Origin of the sequence: Lederbergia citri (assembly GCF_018343625.1) — a bacterium.
Lineage (GTDB): Bacteria > Bacillota > Bacilli > Bacillales > Bacillaceae_C > Lederbergia > Lederbergia citri.
The window spans coordinates 22,489-39,016 of record NZ_JAGYPG010000001.1; the positions used below are offsets into that span (position 1 = coordinate 22,489).

The 16,528-nt window shown below is 37.9% G+C and carries 14 protein-coding genes and 1 tRNA gene; 12 read left to right on the forward strand and 3 right to left on the reverse strand.

The window, feature by feature from the left end; genetic code table 11:
• Positions 1–55: 55 nt before the first annotated feature.
• The 7 genes from KHA97_RS00220 (at position 56) to KHA97_RS00250 (ending at position 6,709) form a co-directional block, all read left to right on the forward strand.
• Positions 56–373 (forward strand): hypothetical protein, encoded by a 318-nt coding sequence (locus tag KHA97_RS00220; RefSeq protein ID WP_213122795.1) that lies wholly within the window; start codon positions 56–58, stop codon positions 371–373.
• On the forward strand, positions 366–2,441 hold the full coding sequence (locus KHA97_RS00225; RefSeq protein ID WP_213122796.1) for a tape measure protein: 2,076 nt from the start codon (positions 366–368) through the stop codon (positions 2,439–2,441). The genes KHA97_RS00220 and KHA97_RS00225 overlap by 8 nt, the downstream gene beginning before the upstream one ends.
• Positions 2,442–2,928: 487 nt before the next feature.
• The gene (locus tag KHA97_RS00230) at positions 2,929–3,651 is read left to right on the forward strand and encodes an SDR family NAD(P)-dependent oxidoreductase (protein ID WP_213122797.1); all 723 of its coding nucleotides are present in this window, start codon (positions 2,929–2,931) and stop codon (positions 3,649–3,651) included.
• Positions 3,652–3,725: 74 nt separating this feature from the next.
• Positions 3,726–4,793: an oxidoreductase gene (locus tag KHA97_RS00235; RefSeq protein ID WP_325167423.1), complete on the forward strand. Its 1,068-nt coding sequence runs from the start codon at positions 3,726–3,728 to the stop codon at positions 4,791–4,793.
• Positions 4,794–4,814: 21 nt separating this feature from the next.
• A complete protein-coding gene (locus KHA97_RS00240) occupies positions 4,815–5,645 on the forward strand; it encodes a sugar phosphate isomerase/epimerase family protein (RefSeq protein ID WP_213122799.1) in 831 nt (276 codons plus the stop codon).
• Between the two features lie 42 nt (positions 5,646–5,687).
• Complete coding sequence (locus KHA97_RS00245) at positions 5,688–6,230, forward strand: hypothetical protein (protein WP_213122800.1); 543 nt, start codon at positions 5,688–5,690, stop codon at positions 6,228–6,230.
• 405 nt (positions 6,231–6,635) lie between these two features.
• Positions 6,636–6,709 (forward strand) — tRNA-Gly (locus KHA97_RS00250).
• 216 nt (positions 6,710–6,925) lie between these two features.
• Here the strand turns inward: KHA97_RS00250 and KHA97_RS00255 are convergent.
• The gene (locus tag KHA97_RS00255) at positions 6,926–7,594 is read right to left on the reverse strand and encodes a B3/B4 domain-containing protein (RefSeq protein ID WP_213122801.1); all 669 of its coding nucleotides are present in this window, start codon (positions 7,592–7,594) and stop codon (positions 6,926–6,928) included.
• 103 nt (positions 7,595–7,697) lie between these two features.
• On the opposite strand from KHA97_RS00255, the gene queG reads away from it, so the two are divergent.
• The 3 genes from queG (at position 7,698) to trmL (ending at position 10,301) form a co-directional block, all read left to right on the forward strand.
• The gene (gene queG, locus KHA97_RS00260; protein WP_213122802.1) at positions 7,698–8,846 is read left to right on the forward strand and encodes a tRNA epoxyqueuosine(34) reductase QueG; all 1,149 of its coding nucleotides are present in this window, start codon (positions 7,698–7,700) and stop codon (positions 8,844–8,846) included.
• 68 nt (positions 8,847–8,914) lie between these two features.
• Entirely contained in the window at positions 8,915–9,781 is an 867-nt protein-coding gene (locus KHA97_RS00265; protein WP_213122803.1) for an amidase domain-containing protein, read from the forward strand.
• A 46-nt stretch (positions 9,782–9,827) separates the two neighbouring features.
• On the forward strand, positions 9,828–10,301 hold the full coding sequence (trmL, locus tag KHA97_RS00270; RefSeq protein WP_213122804.1) for a tRNA (uridine(34)/cytosine(34)/5-carboxymethylaminomethyluridine(34)-2'-O)-methyltransferase TrmL: 474 nt from the start codon (positions 9,828–9,830) through the stop codon (positions 10,299–10,301).
• Between the two features lie 31 nt (positions 10,302–10,332).
• Here trmL and KHA97_RS00275 read toward each other — a convergent pair whose 3' ends face one another.
• A complete protein-coding gene (locus tag KHA97_RS00275; RefSeq protein ID WP_213122805.1) occupies positions 10,333–11,232 on the reverse strand; it encodes a TetR/AcrR family transcriptional regulator in 900 nt (299 codons plus the stop codon).
• A 172-nt stretch (positions 11,233–11,404) separates the two neighbouring features.
• Here KHA97_RS00275 and KHA97_RS00280 point away from each other — a divergent pair, with 172 nt between their 5' ends.
• The gene (locus KHA97_RS00280) at positions 11,405–12,937 is read left to right on the forward strand and encodes a DHA2 family efflux MFS transporter permease subunit (protein WP_213122806.1); all 1,533 of its coding nucleotides are present in this window, start codon (positions 11,405–11,407) and stop codon (positions 12,935–12,937) included.
• A 137-nt stretch (positions 12,938–13,074) separates the two neighbouring features.
• Here KHA97_RS00280 and KHA97_RS00285 read toward each other — a convergent pair whose 3' ends face one another.
• Positions 13,075–13,593: a type 1 glutamine amidotransferase domain-containing protein gene (locus KHA97_RS00285; protein ID WP_213122807.1), complete on the reverse strand. Its 519-nt coding sequence runs from the start codon at positions 13,591–13,593 to the stop codon at positions 13,075–13,077.
• A 703-nt stretch (positions 13,594–14,296) separates the two neighbouring features.
• Between KHA97_RS00285 and KHA97_RS00290 the strand changes: the two genes are divergently transcribed.
• Positions 14,297–16,192 (forward strand): PrkA family serine protein kinase, encoded by a 1,896-nt coding sequence (locus KHA97_RS00290; RefSeq protein ID WP_213122808.1) that lies wholly within the window; start codon positions 14,297–14,299, stop codon positions 16,190–16,192.
• The last annotated feature ends 336 nt before the right edge of the window (positions 16,193–16,528 follow it).

A 16,528-nucleotide genomic window follows, 5' to 3' on the forward strand; every position in this document is an offset into this window, starting at 1 on the left:
ATTATTTTTTATAAAGGTCAAATTTAATCAAAGTCAAAAGAAAGAGGGGAAACGAATGAACAATCTAAACGACGTAAAAGAAATCGTCGAAAACTACTATTTAAAAGGCGGTCAAATACTCGGGAATGCACGGGAGCTATCCGCAGCCAATGAAGCCGAGCAACTATGGCAAGAAGGTCTATCGAAGCTAGATGCGCTAAAGCTATCACGTTCTGAACGTCGAAACTTCCGGTTTTTGCAGGATTCTTTTAAATTGGCGATTAAATCAGCGCAAGCGTTACAAAAAGGTCAATTTGATAAGGCTGAATTATTATCAGAACAGTTGGCGAAATCAGCGTTTCGTTATGCTAGAAAGGTGAAATCCAATGGCTAACGACATACTTGTAAAGGTTGGCGCAGATATATCTGATTTCGCTAGAGGTATGAAGGATTCAACGGAAAAACTTTCGTCATTCGGTAAGGCAACTAAGACAAACGAATTAACCTTAGGTAAACTTGCGGCGGCTGTTGGGTTAGTAGCCGTTGGTACAAAGGCGTTAAGTATAGCTAAAAGCTCGGTAAATAAAGCGTTTAACCGTATCGATACTTTCGAACGATTCGAACGTGTTATGACAACGATAACCGGAAGCGCAACAGAAACAAAGAAGGCGCTTGATAGAACTAACGATATTGTAAAGGGAACTGCTTTCACGCTAGATGGTGCGGCAGCAAGCGTACAAAACTTCGTTACTCGAGGCATGACCGTCGACAAGGCAACTAAATACGTTGAGGCGTTCGGTGATGCGGTAGCATTCTACGGAGACGGTTCGCAAGCTCAATTCGATAATGTTAACGATGCACTCTCGAAGATGGTGACAAAAGGCACCGTCGGAATGGATCAACTTAACAGACTATTTGACGCTGGTATCGACGCGGTAGGTATTTATGCAATGGCAACCGGTAAAAATGCGGGCGATGTACAGGAAGCGTTGTCTAAAGGGAAAATAAGCGCCGAGGAATTTATTGACACCGTAACAACCGGAATGATGGAAGGTACTAACGGAGTGACTAACATTTCAGGCGCAGCAAAAAAAGCCGGTGCTTCTTGGGCCAGTACTTTCGGCAACATGCAGACGGCAGTGGCGCGCGGTATGGCGGAGATAATTACGAGTATTGACAACATGTTAAAGTCCAACGGATTGCCGGATATGAGGACGATGGTTGCGGAATTTGGCGCGAAGTTCGAGGAAGTGCTAAAGAAAGGCGCTGAATCAATTCCACCATTAATCCAAAAGATTAAAGAATTTAAAGACGCACTTGTGCCGTGGCTTCCGATAATTACGCCAATTGCGGCGGCATTCGGTATTTTTATCGGTTATATTGCCGGACTTAATACAGTCGTCAAAATCGCAGAAGGCGTTTGGACTGCGTTTAATTTCGTCTTAGCCGCCAATCCTTACGTATTGATAGTGGCGGGATTATTACTTATTGCTACCGGACTTGTTATGGCATATAAAAAGGTTGAGTGGTTCCGTGATATGGTAGATGCGGCTTGGGCTTGGTTGAAGAAAGTCACAGCTCCCGCGTTTGAATTCATAAAAAACTTAGTAACCAAATCAATTTCAGATATGGTTAATTTTGGAAAAGAATTGCTTGATAAATTCAAAAAGTTTTGGGATGAAAACGGCGCGCAAATTTTAGCGTTGGTTACACTTAATTTTAAAAATATTTGGGAAAATATCAAGATGGTCATGGGACTTATAAAAGGTATTTTCGAAATGGTGTGGCCTATTATTTCCGGAATAGTACAAATTGCTTGGGGATTAATAAAAACGTATGTTCGTAATGGTATAGATTTAATACTTGGAATAATCAAAACGGTCATGGCGTTAATCCGCGGAGATTGGGAAGGCGCTTGGAATACGATAAAAGAAACCGCGGATAAAATTTGGAAAAATATTGTTAAATTCTTCGAGGAAGTAGACCTTCACCAAATCGGTAAAGACATCATCCAAGGATTAATAAACGGAATCGGCTCAATGGGTAAGGCGGTATGGACGGCAGCAGAGAACATCGCTAGAAACGTTAAAGAAGCGATAATGTCGTTTCTCGGTGTTCATTCGCCTGCGCGCGAACTTATTAAAATCGGTAAACATACTGGTGAAGGTTTTGCCATAGGTATCGAGAATATGAGAGGGAAAGTAAAGAAAGCCGCTGATTTGTTGGCAGCCGCGGCAATACCGGACAAACAGCAAGTGACACTAAGTTATGCGACGCCGCAGGGTTCTTATACTTCGATTAATAAAGCGATAGGCAATATCGAAGTAGGTAACGCAACTAATGGCGGATATAGTCCGACGTTTAATAACTACTTTACGCCAGCAGAATCGACGCCTTTCGAAACCTCGAGGAAAATAAAACAGATGTCGCAACGAATGGCGATGGAAGTTAGGATGCGTTAACAAACGGATTAAGCGGGTTGGCTTCGGCTGGCTCGCTCTTTTTTTGCAGAGAATCGCATTTTAAGCGAATTAGTTTTAATTTCGCGAGGGATTGTCCGCTAAATGCGAAATAATCGCTTGTACTATTCGGATATATGCGATATGCTATACAACAAAGGGAAACGGGTCATGTTACTAACTATCGCACATTTTCCGTAAGAACGTACGTAAACATTAACGTAGCATAGTTTCGAGAGTGGACGAGCCTTATTACGGGACTCAAAATCCACTGCCTTCGCGGGCGTGCCGGTTCAAGTCCGGCCTCGGGTATACAGATAAAAAAATCTTCAACTTAAGAGTTGAAGATTTTTTTTTTGCTCTATTTTAGTAGAATTATTATATTAATAATTTATCAGAGAAACTGCTGATAAAAAAGGATTTTCCACCTATTAAAGAGAAAATGTATCAAGAACAATATAAGTTGAAGACGCTTACTAGGAGGAACGTTATGGTAAAAGTTGCTTTCGTAACTGGGGCAGATCGTGGATTAGGCTTATCATTAACACGCTGGCTGTTGGAGAATGGTTACAGGGTTTTTGCTGGACGTTATAATGATGAATGGCGATTTTTAGATGAATTGAAATCGGAATATGTAGAAAAGCTTCAGTTGGTTCAATTGGACGTCGGTAGTGATGAAAGTGTGAAGACTGCTGCTAGTTTCATCGAATCAAAAACATCCTATATTGATGTAATTATTAATAATGCCGGGATTATTGATCAGGCGAAAGATGCAACAATCTTAGAGAAACAAGATTTTGAGGTAATGAAACAATTATTTAATGTGAATTCACTTGGTGCCTTACGAATTACGAATCATCTAGTCGGATTATTGTTAAAAGGGGACACAAAACTAGTAGTAAATATTTCATCTGAAGCGGGAAGTATAGAGAGGAACCATCGGACAAACTGGTATGGTTATTGCATGTCCAAGGCAGCGTTGAATATGCAGTCTGCTATTTTGCATAAGCATTTAACGTCTTTAGGTGGACAGGTATTAGTATTCCATCCTGGTTGGATGCAAACATATATGGAAGGATTTTTTTACAAGCAAGCTACTTATCCACCTGAAGTAGCCGCCGATAAAATCATGAACCTTGTTCATGATCATAAGCGATTCTTGGCGGAGGAGCCAGCATTTATTGACCTAGAAGGTGATGCTTGGCCTTGGTAAGGAGAAATATATAGTAAAGTATAGTAAACTACATTATATATTCAGAATTAATAGAAGATAAGATGAAAAATGGAGTGATTTATTTGGAAAAACAACTGAACGTCGGTTTAATTGGGTATGGGTTTGCAGGAAGGGTTCTCCACGCACCTGTTATCACTTCAATACCTGGCTTGAATCTAAAGAAGGTAGTGGAACGACGCAGTGATTATTCTAAAGAAAGATATCCATGGGTGGAGGTAGTCCGCTCTGCAAATGATCTATACATAGATCCGGAAATTGATGTAATCGTTATAACGACTCCCAGTACAAATCATGTAGAGTTTGTACGTGATGCTCTTAGCAATGGAAAACATGTTGTTGTTGAGAAACCTTTTACCGCTACCACAGAAGAAGCGGATGAACTAATTGAACTTGCGAAAGAAAGAAATAGAGTCCTAAGTGTATTTCATAATCGTCGCTGGGATGGAGACTTTATGACGATACGTGAAATTATTAAAAATGGTTTAATTGGTAAAGTGAAGGAATGCGAAGTCCATTGGGATAGTTTTAATCCAATTGCATTATCTACTAATTGGAGGGAAAAATCCGGTATCGGAACAGGCGTATTATACGATTTGGGAGTGCATTTATTTGATCAAGCTTTATGTCTTTTCGGAGTTCCAAACACGATTTCTGCTGATGTTCAAATTCAACGTGAAGGTGCTAAGGCCCATGATTATTTCGATTTAACTCTTGGCTATGATCATCATTTAAAAGTAACGTTAAAATCTTCGAGGATAGTACGTACGAAAGGACCTCGCTATATATTGCATGGTGATAAAGGTTCTTTTATCAAATTCGGTTTAGACCCGCAAGAACAAGCATTGATAGATGGGCGCTCACCAGCAAATAGTAAAAATTGGGGGAGAGAGCCTGAAGAGCTATGGGGTTCTTTTGAAACGACAGCGGGAGGACTAAATGTAAAAGGGGCGATAGAAACAATCCCTGGTGCATATCAGGATTACTATCAAAATATTTATGATCATATTACAGGGACAGCAGATCTTGCTGTTAAACCTGAGGAAGCGAGAATGAATATACGACTAATTGAGCTTGCAATCGAAAGCCACAAATTAGGTAAAGTGCTGCCAGTTAGTATATAAATAGAAAGAGAGATGAGAGAGATGTTTCCATTTAAAATATCACTTAATACATCAACATTATTCCCTTTTAAACTTAATGTCATCGAGCAAATTGAGGTGGCTAGAGAAGCTGGTTTCGATGGAATTGAGCTTTGGATGCAAGACATCGAGGCTTTTATTGACGGTGGTGGAACAGTTCAGGATATCCAAACTTCATTAAAGGAAGTAAATTTAGAGCTTATTAATGCGATTGCATTTTTTAAATGGGCTGATGTGGATGAAGATACACGAAAAGCTGCTTTTGAACAAGCGGAAAAAGAAATGCGATTGTTAGAATCGCTCGGATGTAAATATATTGCTGCGCCTCCTTTTGGAGATGTAAAGGGGACTAACCTAGATGAAATGGCAATTTATTTTGAACATCTAGTTCGTATTGGACGACAAATTGGAGTAGAACCGATTTTAGAGTTCTGGGGCAAATCGAAAAAACTTTCAAGATTGGATGAAGCGTGTTACGTACTAGATAAAAGTAATATTACGAATGGTAAAATGTTATTAGATCCATTCCATATGTATATTGGCGGCAGTGATTTTGCTGGATTGAAAAACTTAAAAGGAGAACAAATCGGCGTTTTTCATGTAAATGATTATCCAAGTTATCCTGAAGTAGAGGGTCTAACAGATCAAGACCGCGTTTTCCCAGGGGAAGGAGTTTGTCCTACTAGTGAAATAGCGGAAATACTCCATGGAATACATTATGATGGTTATTTATCTTTAGAGTTATTTATTGGAGACTTTAAAGGAAAAACAGCTGCCGAAGTTGCTGATTATGGTCTTCGTTCTGTTAGAAATTCATATTCAATTATGAAATAATGTACATTATACTCAAATTTCTAATAGGGAGGAGTAGCCGGATTGAAGAAATGGATATTAATGATTGGAATTCCTCTCATTTTAGTCCTGACAGCTACCGGAATTTATTTTGCAAAAAGTAATCCAGGAAAAGATGTTAATGTTGTAAAAGAAGAGCAGGAAACACGTACAGAGCAACAGCCAGTCGTTGAAGTTGATGTTGAAGTGAATGAAAAGGAACATTTGGCATTAACAAATGAAGCAATCAAGGAAACACATGATACGATAAACGCTCTTATTGGTTGGGGAAAAGCAGATAAATTTAACTTTAAGTCTAATCTGACGAAGTTAGACTCTTTACATAATGATATTGAATTAATCATTTTATATGCAAAAAAGGATACGGTGAAAGCTGATATGGAAAATGCTCTGGAGGCACTTGAAAAAGCGATGAAATCGGAGGATGTAAATGGCTTAATAGTCGTTCATCGCATTGTTCACGACTTAGATGGATATTTAAATGATGATCCTTTGGACGGAAAAGTGTGGGGATACACAGAGACCGTAAGTGGAAATGCGAAGAAGGCGTTAAAATATATTAAATAAATGATTATTAAGATATTACAGTTGAATCTTGATTGAATATGTATCCGGACAGATGCAAAGCTTTATTCTAAATCCAGTCTCGATAAAACATGAATTGGGACGGAACTCCCGCTTTTTTCATAAATCAGTCTCGATTGACTAGTAATCGAGACTGAAGCCCGGCTTTATTTAGAATTCAGTCTCAATTGAATGTGAATAGGGACAGAACTCCCTCTTTTTTTCAAGGATCCGTCTAGATCGACTAGGATTCGAGACGTTAAAATTTGTATAAAATATATCTTGAAATATTGTATGAGTCCTTGAAGATTTATAAAAAACGCGAGATTTGACAAAGTTTTGAACCTTTTGTTACAAAAGTTGCATTTCTGTCATTATTTTTATATAATAATAAAGTTCCTAAAAGATGCGGGTGTAGTTTAGTGGTAAAACTACAGCCTTCCAAGCTGTTGTCGTGGGTTCGATTCCCATCACCCGCTCCATACATACCAAGCGCAGTGTCTTGTTCTAACATGAATGGGGTGCTGCGTTTTTATGATTAAAGATTAATTTAATATGGAAACTTGTGGCATAATCAAACGCTTACCTTGTTTCATCAGTATCACGAGAATCCTAAACGTCCATAAAGCCGCTACATTTACGTGACGATATATCGACGGTCCTACATCCTGTGGGCGCTTATTTCTCTGACCAGAGGGCTAAGCTCTTATTAATGAAATTCTTGGTTCGCCTCCGTTAATTTGGGTGAACATCAAAGATAAAGAAGATATAAGCTTTTCCGCCGATTCCTCATTAATAGAGGGCGATAGGTAAACGATTTGAAGAGCATTTTTTGTATTGTTTGTTACAGCAGTTCGGGTGGAATCAACGAAAGGACTACCAAAGGGTCCCTCTTGATCAGCTGAAACAATTATATTTTCAATCTGATTTTCTCTCCCATTGAGTCCTTCATATTTCTCATCTTTCCGTCCAATACGGAGCGTGATATCCCCTATGATTTTATCCTTGTCGTAAATGCCGATTGGAATTCTATATTTTAATGAAAAAAAGTTATTGATGTCGGCGGCTGAGTTCATACTAGGAAGAAATTGCTGTTTTTTTACTCGTCTATACAGTGCTTCCGCCGAGTGTCTATAACGATTTGGATCTTTTCCTAGACGTTTGAATATCATACGCCATTCTTTTATTTCTTCAAACTCGTTGATATTCATATCTTCTAAATCAAAAAATAGAGATTCTTGAAATAATTGCAGTCTTCCTTTTAACATTTGGGGAGACTCTTCTACTATAATGTTCTCGTAATGAATGATGCCGATTTTTAATTCTGGCAAAGCAGTGCATAATTGTGAATCCAAATGAATTTCCAACCTTTCCACCTCCAAAAACCATTGAAAATAGTTTACCATAGAATTATACGTAAAAACTAATTGGCAAGTTGCCGTTAATATAATAATGAAAGGAGCAAATCCAGTGAATTATAGCGAACTCAAAAAAGACATTATTTCATATAGTAAAAGCATCGGAATCGACAAAATTGGATTTGCTAGTTCAGATCCTTTTATTGAAATGAAAAATTTACTCATTCGTCAACAAGAGCTTGGATATCAATCAGGCTTTGAAGAAAAAGATATAGATAAACGGACGGATCCAAGTCTTATTTTCGATGGTCCACGTTCTATTATTGCGATAGCACTTGCTTATCCGTCAAGAATGAAAGATGCTCCTAAGGGTAAGAAAGGGGAGCGGAGGGGAATCTTTTGCCGTGCTTCATGGGGGATTGATTACCACGTGTTAGTTCGTGAGAAGCTTGACCAACTGGCTTCCTATATAGACAGCAAGGTTCCGAATTCAAGATTTAAGTTGATGGTGGATACAGGGGAGCTAGTGGATCGAGCGGTGGCAGAGCGGGCTGGAATTGGCTGGAGCGGTAAAAATTGTTCCATTATTACTCCCGAATTTGGCTCCTATGTTTATTTAGGTGAAATGATTACGAATCTTCCTTTTGAACCGGATGAACCTTTGCACGATCAATGCGGAGATTGTAGACTATGTTTAGACGTATGTCCAACAGGGGCTCTTGTACAGGGTGGGCAGCTAAATGCGCAGAAATGTATCGCATTTCAAACTCAGACAAAGGGCTTTTTAGGAGATGAATTTAGAGGAAAGCTCGGAAATCGAATATACGGATGTGATACATGTCAAACGGTTTGTCCGAAAAATAAAGGAATGGATTTTCATGTTCATCCTAATATGGAACCGGACCCTGAAATTGCGAAGCCGCTTTTACAGCCCCTTCTCGCAATATCGAATCGGGATTTTAAAGAAAAGTTTGGAACCATCTCCGGTTCATGGCGTGGAAAGAAACCCATTCAACGAAATGCCATTGTTGCATTGGCACATTTTAAAGAAAAGTCTGCTGTAAAAGATTTAATTGTTGTCATGAGAGACGATGTTCGTCCTGTTATGAGGGGAACTGCTGCTTGGGCTTTAGGAAAAATCGGCGGGCCAGAAGCGGAAGAAGCACTGTTGCAAGCTGAAAAAGAAGAACAGGAAGAAGAAGTATTATTAGAGATCAAAAAAGGTCTAGAGTTCTTTGCCGTTCAAGACGAAGCATATTAACCTTCGTCTTTTTTTATGCTTTTATAAGTTACATCTCTCGCATATATATCGATGAGGAGGGATGTCTCGTGAAAAAACAATTGGCTGCAAAACTAGAGGCAAGGTCCGAACAATTTGTTCAAAGAAGAAAGATAGAGGAAGAAAAAATAATAAAAAAGCAACAATCAATGGAAAAGAGAAAAGCTGAAATTGTGAAAGTAATAGCCACGGGCAAAATTGTATCGAGAGAACAAACCGATGATCAAGAGCAAATTTATTATAATGTGCATTTAAAATATTTCATTCGCCAAGGAGGGCATTTTTATCTTGAAGAGGAGATAGAAAATCGAAAAGCATCGTTTTTTAAAGGAGCCGTTTTTGAAGATGTTGAGCTTCCGGTCATTTATCCAAAGGAATCAGAAGAAGACCCATTAATAAAAGAAAGCCGTAATGAACAACGTGCTCCTTTTTATTATGATCGCTTGAAAGCAGTTCGTTATGCAGAGCGATGGTGGAATGACTACAATCCCGCTTATAAAAAATTCGATGTAGATTGTACAAATTTTATTTCCCAATGTCTTCATCAAGGTGGTTCTCCTATGCGAGGAATGCCTAATCCCTCAAAAGGATGGTGGCACCGATATAGAAGCTGGAGCTATAGCTGGGCAGTTGCCAATTCTTTAAAGAATTATCTCCAGACGTCTACTATTGGTCTTAGAGCAAGGGAGGTACGAGATCCAATGCAGCTTAAGTTAGGGGATGTCATTTGCTATGATTTTCAAGGAGATGGGCGCTTCGATCATAATACGATAGTCACAGGCAAGGATGCGGCTGGAATGCCGCTCGTCAATGCCCATACGTATAACAGCAGGATGAGGTACTGGGCATATGAAGATTCTTCAGCCTATACACCAAATATTAAATACAAGATGTTTACAATTGTAGATGACTCTTGAGATTTTATTGTATAATGGCACTTAGAGTAAAAAGAGGTGAAGAGAAGTGCCAATTCATGTTGTATTATTTCAACCAGAAATCCCCGCGAATACAGGAAATATTGCAAGAACTTGTGCCGCTACAGGAACGAAGCTTCATTTAATTAGACCACTTGGTTTTTCCACTGATGATAAAATGTTAAAAAGAGCTGGTCTTGATTACTGGGAGTTCGTAGATATTACATATTACGATTCCTTAGATGAATTTTTTGAAAAGAATCATGAAGGTGAACATTATTTGTTAACCAAATTTGGTACAAAGCCACATACCAGCTTTGATTATAGTGATGTAAAGACGAATTATTATTTTATTTTTGGGCGAGAAACGAAAGGGTTGCCAAAAGAGTTGATTGAAGAGCACAAAGACACGTGTTTGCGGATTCCGATGAATGATCATGTTCGTTCTTTAAATTTATCCAATACGGCTGCAATTCTTGTGTATGAAGCACTTCGCCAACAAGAATATCCAAATCTCCATTAAAAAAGTCCCCACTAAGTGGGGGCTTTTCATTTCAATAAGACCTATCTTCAAATTCGAGGAATTCCTTTACTAAATCACAAATTTTATTTATATCTTCTTCATAAACAGAGTCAGTAAAAATATTTTCTGTCGAATGAAGAACGCTTTCGATTAAAAACTCTCGCGGAGACTCTGATTGAAATTCTGAAAGGAGAAAATCAAGATAATTTATTTTTCCTTCGGATTTATTTTCAGTTTTAAAATAGGAAACTATTATGTCTAATTGATTTATAATTTTTTCTTTAAGATCATCTTTTGAATAGGAAATGTTATTTTTCTCTATTTCATTGAGCCAATTAGAAGGAAAAAATGGAACTTTTTCGTTTTGGTGATCACTAAGGACTTGTAATTGTTTAAGAGCAAATCGAACCGTTTCTTCTAAATCGAAGTCTTTTTTAAAACGTAACATCCGTATGTGCATGCTCTGTTGGATAATTCCAAAGAATATCACTGCATAATCTATTGAATATCGTTTTGCATCTTTTCCAAATAATTCTACAATCCTACGTGCAGTCCAATTGAGTTCATCGATATGTTGAAGACGCATATAAGATTTTAGTTCTTCATCTTTAGAAAAAAACACTGATTCGTAAAGGGCAATTAAACTTTGCTCCCTGTTCATTTTCAAACGCAATAACACTTGTTGAATAAAAATCTCTGGATCATTTTTAGGCTTGCCAAGAGATAGTTGTTGACGTAAAAAGCTTGCCTCTTCTTTTACTTGATCAAGAATGGCCATTAAACATGCATTCTTAGAGGCAAAATGATTATAAAAAGTACCCTTAGCTATTTGTGCACCGTCTAATATATCTTGAATGGATGTTGATTGAAATCCTTTTTCAATAAATAAACGATGTGCCACATCAAGTATTTGCTTTTTTCTAGGATTCATATTCTCACCTTTTGTACCGTTGGTCTATTTTTATAATAGCTTTAAATCAACCTTAAATCAACTTTTTTAAAAGAAAACAATTTTTTATTGATTTTTATAGACTGTGGGTATAGAATGTGTAAGGTGAGAATAAAGAAAAAAGATTTTATTTGTATGACAGGAGGAATACAACTTGGATATCGAATCCATTCAGAAAAAGCCACCATATGGTGCGATTGCCATTTTATTTTTTGCAGCTTTCGTATCATTTTTAACGAATACGTTAATTAATATTGCCCTTCCATCCATTAAAGAAGAATTTGATATAAGTATGTCAACCGTTCAGTGGCTAGCAACCGGCTATATGCTTATAAATGGGATTCTCATCCCTGCAAGTGCCTTTTTTATTCAAAGGATTTCTAACCGAATATTATTAATACTAGCCCTTTCTTTATTTACAATAGGAACATTATTGGCAAGCGTTTCACCATCATTTGGTGTTTTATTGGCTGGAAGAATGATTCAGGCTTCCGGATCTGCCATCATGATGCCATTATTAATGAATGTCATGTTAACAGCTTTTCCAGTTGAAAAAAGAGGAACGGCAATGGGATTTTTCGGTCTGGTCATGATTGTAGCTCCTGCTACGGGACCTACACTTTCTGGCTATATTATTGAGCATTACAGCTGGAGAACGTTGTTTGATGTTATTCTCCCATTCGCTTTAATTTGTTTGATTTTTGCTATCTTTAAAATGAAAAACATAACGCCATTAAAGAATGTTCGTCTAGATGTATTATCGTTGATACTATCAAGTATTGCTTTTGGTGGTCTATTATACGGATTTAGCTCAGCTGGAGATAAAGGGTGGGGAGATCCGATTGTATACGGAACAATTGTACTTGGAACAGTAGCTTTAATCCTCTTCATTATTCGCCAGTTGTTTATGGATGAACCAATGCTCGAATTTAGAATTTATAAACATCCAATGTTTGCATTGTCTTCAGCTATATCGATCGTCATTTCTATTTCAATGTTCTCAGGAATGATCTTAACGCCAATGTATGTGCAGACAGTAAGAGGAATTTCACCAATGGACTCAGGGCTTTTAATGTTACCTGGTGCGTTAATGATGGGAATTATGTCGCCAATCACAGGAAGACTATTTGATAAGTATGGTGCCCGTGCTCTTGCATTAGTCGGTCTGACAATTATGATCGTTACCACGTACTTATTTACAGGTCTGACATTGGAAACTTCTTATTTGCATCTCATCTTGTTATACACTTTCCGTATGTTCGGAATGTCAATGGTGATGATGCCGGTCATGACAAATGGAATGAACCAGCTGCCAATGCAAATGAATCCACATGGTACTGCAATGAATAATACACTTCAGCAAGTTTCTGGTGCGATTGGAACTGCGTTTATGATTACGATTATGAATAAACGAACTGAAAGTTCAGCGAAGGAATTAGCAGCAGATGCAATGTCTAAAATGGATGCCAATGCCGCTCCACCTTCAGCCGAAGCTGCTGCTGAAATGAAGCTGCACATTATGCACGAAGCGATGTTAGATGGAATTACACATGCCTTCCTTATTTCAACTTTCATTGCAGTATTGGCATTAATATTAGCGGTCTTTATTAGAAGAGTAAAACCACCTGTGCAATCAGAGCAAGGAAATAAATCAGTCATAAAGTCAAAAAGAATCGCAACTGAATAAATCAAAAACGAAAATTGCCATCCGAATCTGATGGCAATTTTCGTATAGATTTATATTTAATTTTCCTCCATGATTAATAGAACTAAAGTAAGCTAATAAATCGTACAGTCAATTCTATGAGCGGTATCTTCTTTTAATTACAACTGTTCAAGTAACTTCAACGACTCACGGTTGAATGCGGGGATATCATCAGGCTGGCGGCTTGTCACCAATTGGTTCTGACAGACGACGACTTCCTTGTCAGCATAATTAGCTCCTGCATATTCCATGTCCACACGGATAGATTTATACCCGGTTGCATCACGGCCTTCAAGCGTTTTTGATGTAATTAACAATTGAGGTCCATGGCAAATGGCAAATACAGGTTTTTTCGCATCCATGAAGGATTTGGCGAATTGAACAAATCGTTCATCTGCCCTCAATTGGTCTGGTGAAAATCCACCAGGAATGAAAAGGGCATCAAAATCTTCCGCCCTCACTTCATCGATCCCTTTATCGATACGTACCTTTGCTTTCTCCTGCTTCCCTTTTACTTCCTTACCAGATTCCTTTTCAATCGTCACAACTTCATGTCCGGCATCTTGAAAGGCTTTTGCCGGTTCAGTGTATTCGGAATCCTCGAACATGTTTGTAATAAGTGTTGCGATTTTTGCCATAACTATTCACTCCTTAAATGTCATCCACTTTTACTATTCCACTTTAGAGTTTAACTAAACTTTATGATTTATTGAGTTGAGTCTTGAGTTACGAAAATGCAACAGCTAATACTTTCGCTTCAAATTAATAACTCTAAAGGGGTTGATATTTTTTTGCGAAAAAACTTCAAACTTCTTAAGATGTGATAGACGTTTAGTAAAACGTAATTGTGGAGGGGGAGTAAAAAAATAGCGAAAAGACGATTCGAATCACAATCATTCGAATCGTCTTTTCGTCACAATCTGAAACTGGTATCAGATATTGTAAAATCAAGTTTTGCTCCACGGCCAATATTTGAAAAATTTCTTGCCCGTTTACTGATATTCTAGATTGGAATTCCTTTATCGTTAGACGCCAATCTTATTTCTTATTCACTCCAGGCTTATCTTCGTAACCAGCTGTAAAGATAGCAGATAAAAACGCAATGATAACTCCAAGAATCATAATTGTTTTCATAGTATATGTAAGCCTCCTCATAATTCTAACGGATTATGAAATTATTATAGCCTATTTTTATTATAATGTGAACGAAACGAGTTTTTTATTATTGGAAATATGGCGAGTTCGTGAAGGAACATTCGACGCTGGCAGGGAATTAATCATCTTTAGTTGTCCATGAGCATACAATGAAATAATCATCTCTCATTAAAAGGGAGGCGCCTTATGGATATTTTAAAAAAGATTGAACAATACCGATTTCAAGAGGATAGCTTGAAATGGGAAGGAACATTTGCCGACTATTTGCATTTGCTTAAAGAAAAACCTTGGGTAGCGCAGTCCGCCCATTCCCGTATATATAATATGATTAAGGACGCAGGAGTCGAAACCGAAAACGATAGAAAAGTATATCAATTTTTTAGCCATCAATTATTTGGGCTAGAGGAAGCATTAGAAAAACTTGTAGAGGAGTATTTTCATCCATCTGCAAAACGGCTTGATGTCCGAAAAAGAATCTTGCTATTAATGGGACCAGTTAGCGGGGGGAAATCAACACTTGTTACGATGTTAAAAAGAGGGTTGGAGGCCTATACGAGGACAGATAAGGGAGCAGTTTATGCGATAAAAGGCTGCCCAATGCATGAAGATCCTCTACATTTGATTCCACTTCATTTACGAGATGATTTTTATGAAGAGTATGGCATAAGAATTGAAGGAAATCTTTCACCACTAAATACAATGAGGCTTGCAGAAGAATATGGCGGCCGACTGGAGGATGTACTTGTAGAGCGGATTTTCTTTTCCGAGGATAAGCGTGTTGGAATCGGAACATTTAGTCCATCGGATCCAAAATCACAAGATATTGCAGACTTGACAGGTAGTATTGATTTTTCAACAATCGCGGAATATGGTTCTGAATCTGACCCTAGAGCCTATCGATTTGACGGTGAATTGAATAAAGCCAATCGTGGATTAATGGAATTCCAAGAAATGTTAAAATGTGATGAGAAATTTTTATGGCATTTGCTATCCTTGACACAAGAAGGGAATTTTAAAGCTGGAAGATTTGCGCTCATAAGTGCTGATGAGCTTATCGTTGCCCATACAAATGAAACAGAATACCGCTCTTTTATTTCCAATAAAAAGAATGAAGCTTTACACTCAAGGATTATTGTCATGCCCGTTCCATATAACTTAAAAGTCTCACAGGAAGAACGAATTTATGAAAAAATGATTAAAGAAAGTGATGTAGCAGATGTTCATATAGCTCCCCATACTCTTAAAGTAGCGGCAATGTTTACAATTTTAACAAGGTTAAAAGATTCAAAAAGGGGCGATGTTGACTTATTAAAGAAAATGCGCCTTTACGATGGAGAAAATGTTGAAGGTTATAATCTTGCTGATGTGAATGAAATGAAAAAAGAATTTCAAGAGGAAGGTATGAGCGGAATCGATCCGCGCTATGTCATCAATCGCATATCGTCCACCATTATCCGAAAAGGGATAACTAGCATCAATGCATTGGATGTGCTTAGATCATTAAAAGAAGGGCTAGATCAGCATCCATCTATTACACAAGAATTGAGAGAGAAATATTTGAACTTTATATCTTTAGCACGTAAAGAATACGATGAAATTGCTAAAAAGGAAGTTCAAAAAGCATTTGTCTATTCGTATGAGGAATCCGCTAAAACACTTATGGATAATTATCTTGATAATGTGGAGTCCTTCTGTAATAAGACAAAGTTACGGGATCCGTTAACTGGAGAAGAAATCAATCCAGACGAAAAGTTAATGAGATCCATCGAAGAACAAATAGGCATTTCAGAAAATGCAAAGAAAGCATTCAGGGAAGAAATATTAATAAGAATCTCTGCATTGGCAAGAAAAGGGAAGAAATTTGATTATAGATCACATGACAGACTTCGTGAAGCGATACAGAAAAAATTATTTGCCGATTTGAAGGATGTAGTCAAAATCACTACATCCGCCAAAACACCGGATGAGCAGCAACTAAAGAAAATTAATGAAGTAGTTGCCAGATTGATAGATGAACATGGGTATAATTCCACTTCGGCCAATGATTTACTTCGTTATGTAGGAAGCTTATTAAATCGTTGAAAATACAAAACTAACCTTCTTATCACCATAAGAAGGTTTTTATTTTCAATATTGTCTAGCACAAATAGCTATCGGTTAGCAGACTTCTTGTCCTCTTCCCTACGATAAGTCAACATTGATTCGTCCTAACTGACTCATCGTGTTTCCTATATCTCAGTAAGAGGCTAAATAGGAACGTCGACAAAATCCAGCCACGTCCTGTGGCAATGTCGACGGACCCACTTCCTGTGGGCCTGTACGTCGATGAACCAGTCGCTTCCGCTTTTCTACTGTCCAGCTTCAGCGCCTATCGACTAGCAAACTTCCTGACCTCTTCCCTAAGATAAGTCAACATCG

Bases quoted from the DNA above. Each gene is read 5' to 3' on its own strand.
- KHA97_RS00285 (WP_213122807.1), bottom strand. From the start codon at position 13,593: ATGGCAAAAATCGCAACACTTATTACAAACATGTTCGAGGATTCCGAA.
- KHA97_RS00225 (WP_213122796.1), top strand. From the start codon at position 366: ATGGCTAACGACATACTTGTAAAGGTTGGCGCAGATATATCTGATTTC.
- KHA97_RS00220 (WP_213122795.1), top strand. From the start codon at position 56: ATGAACAATCTAAACGACGTAAAAGAAATCGTCGAAAACTACTATTTA.
- KHA97_RS00230 (WP_213122797.1), top strand. From the start codon at position 2,929: ATGGTAAAAGTTGCTTTCGTAACTGGGGCAGATCGTGGATTAGGCTTA.
- KHA97_RS00240 (WP_213122799.1), top strand. From the start codon at position 4,815: ATGTTTCCATTTAAAATATCACTTAATACATCAACATTATTCCCTTTT.
- KHA97_RS00275 (WP_213122805.1), bottom strand. From the start codon at position 11,232: ATGAATCCTAGAAAAAAGCAAATACTTGATGTGGCACATCGTTTATTT.
- KHA97_RS00290 (WP_213122808.1), top strand. From the start codon at position 14,297: ATGGATATTTTAAAAAAGATTGAACAATACCGATTTCAAGAGGATAGC.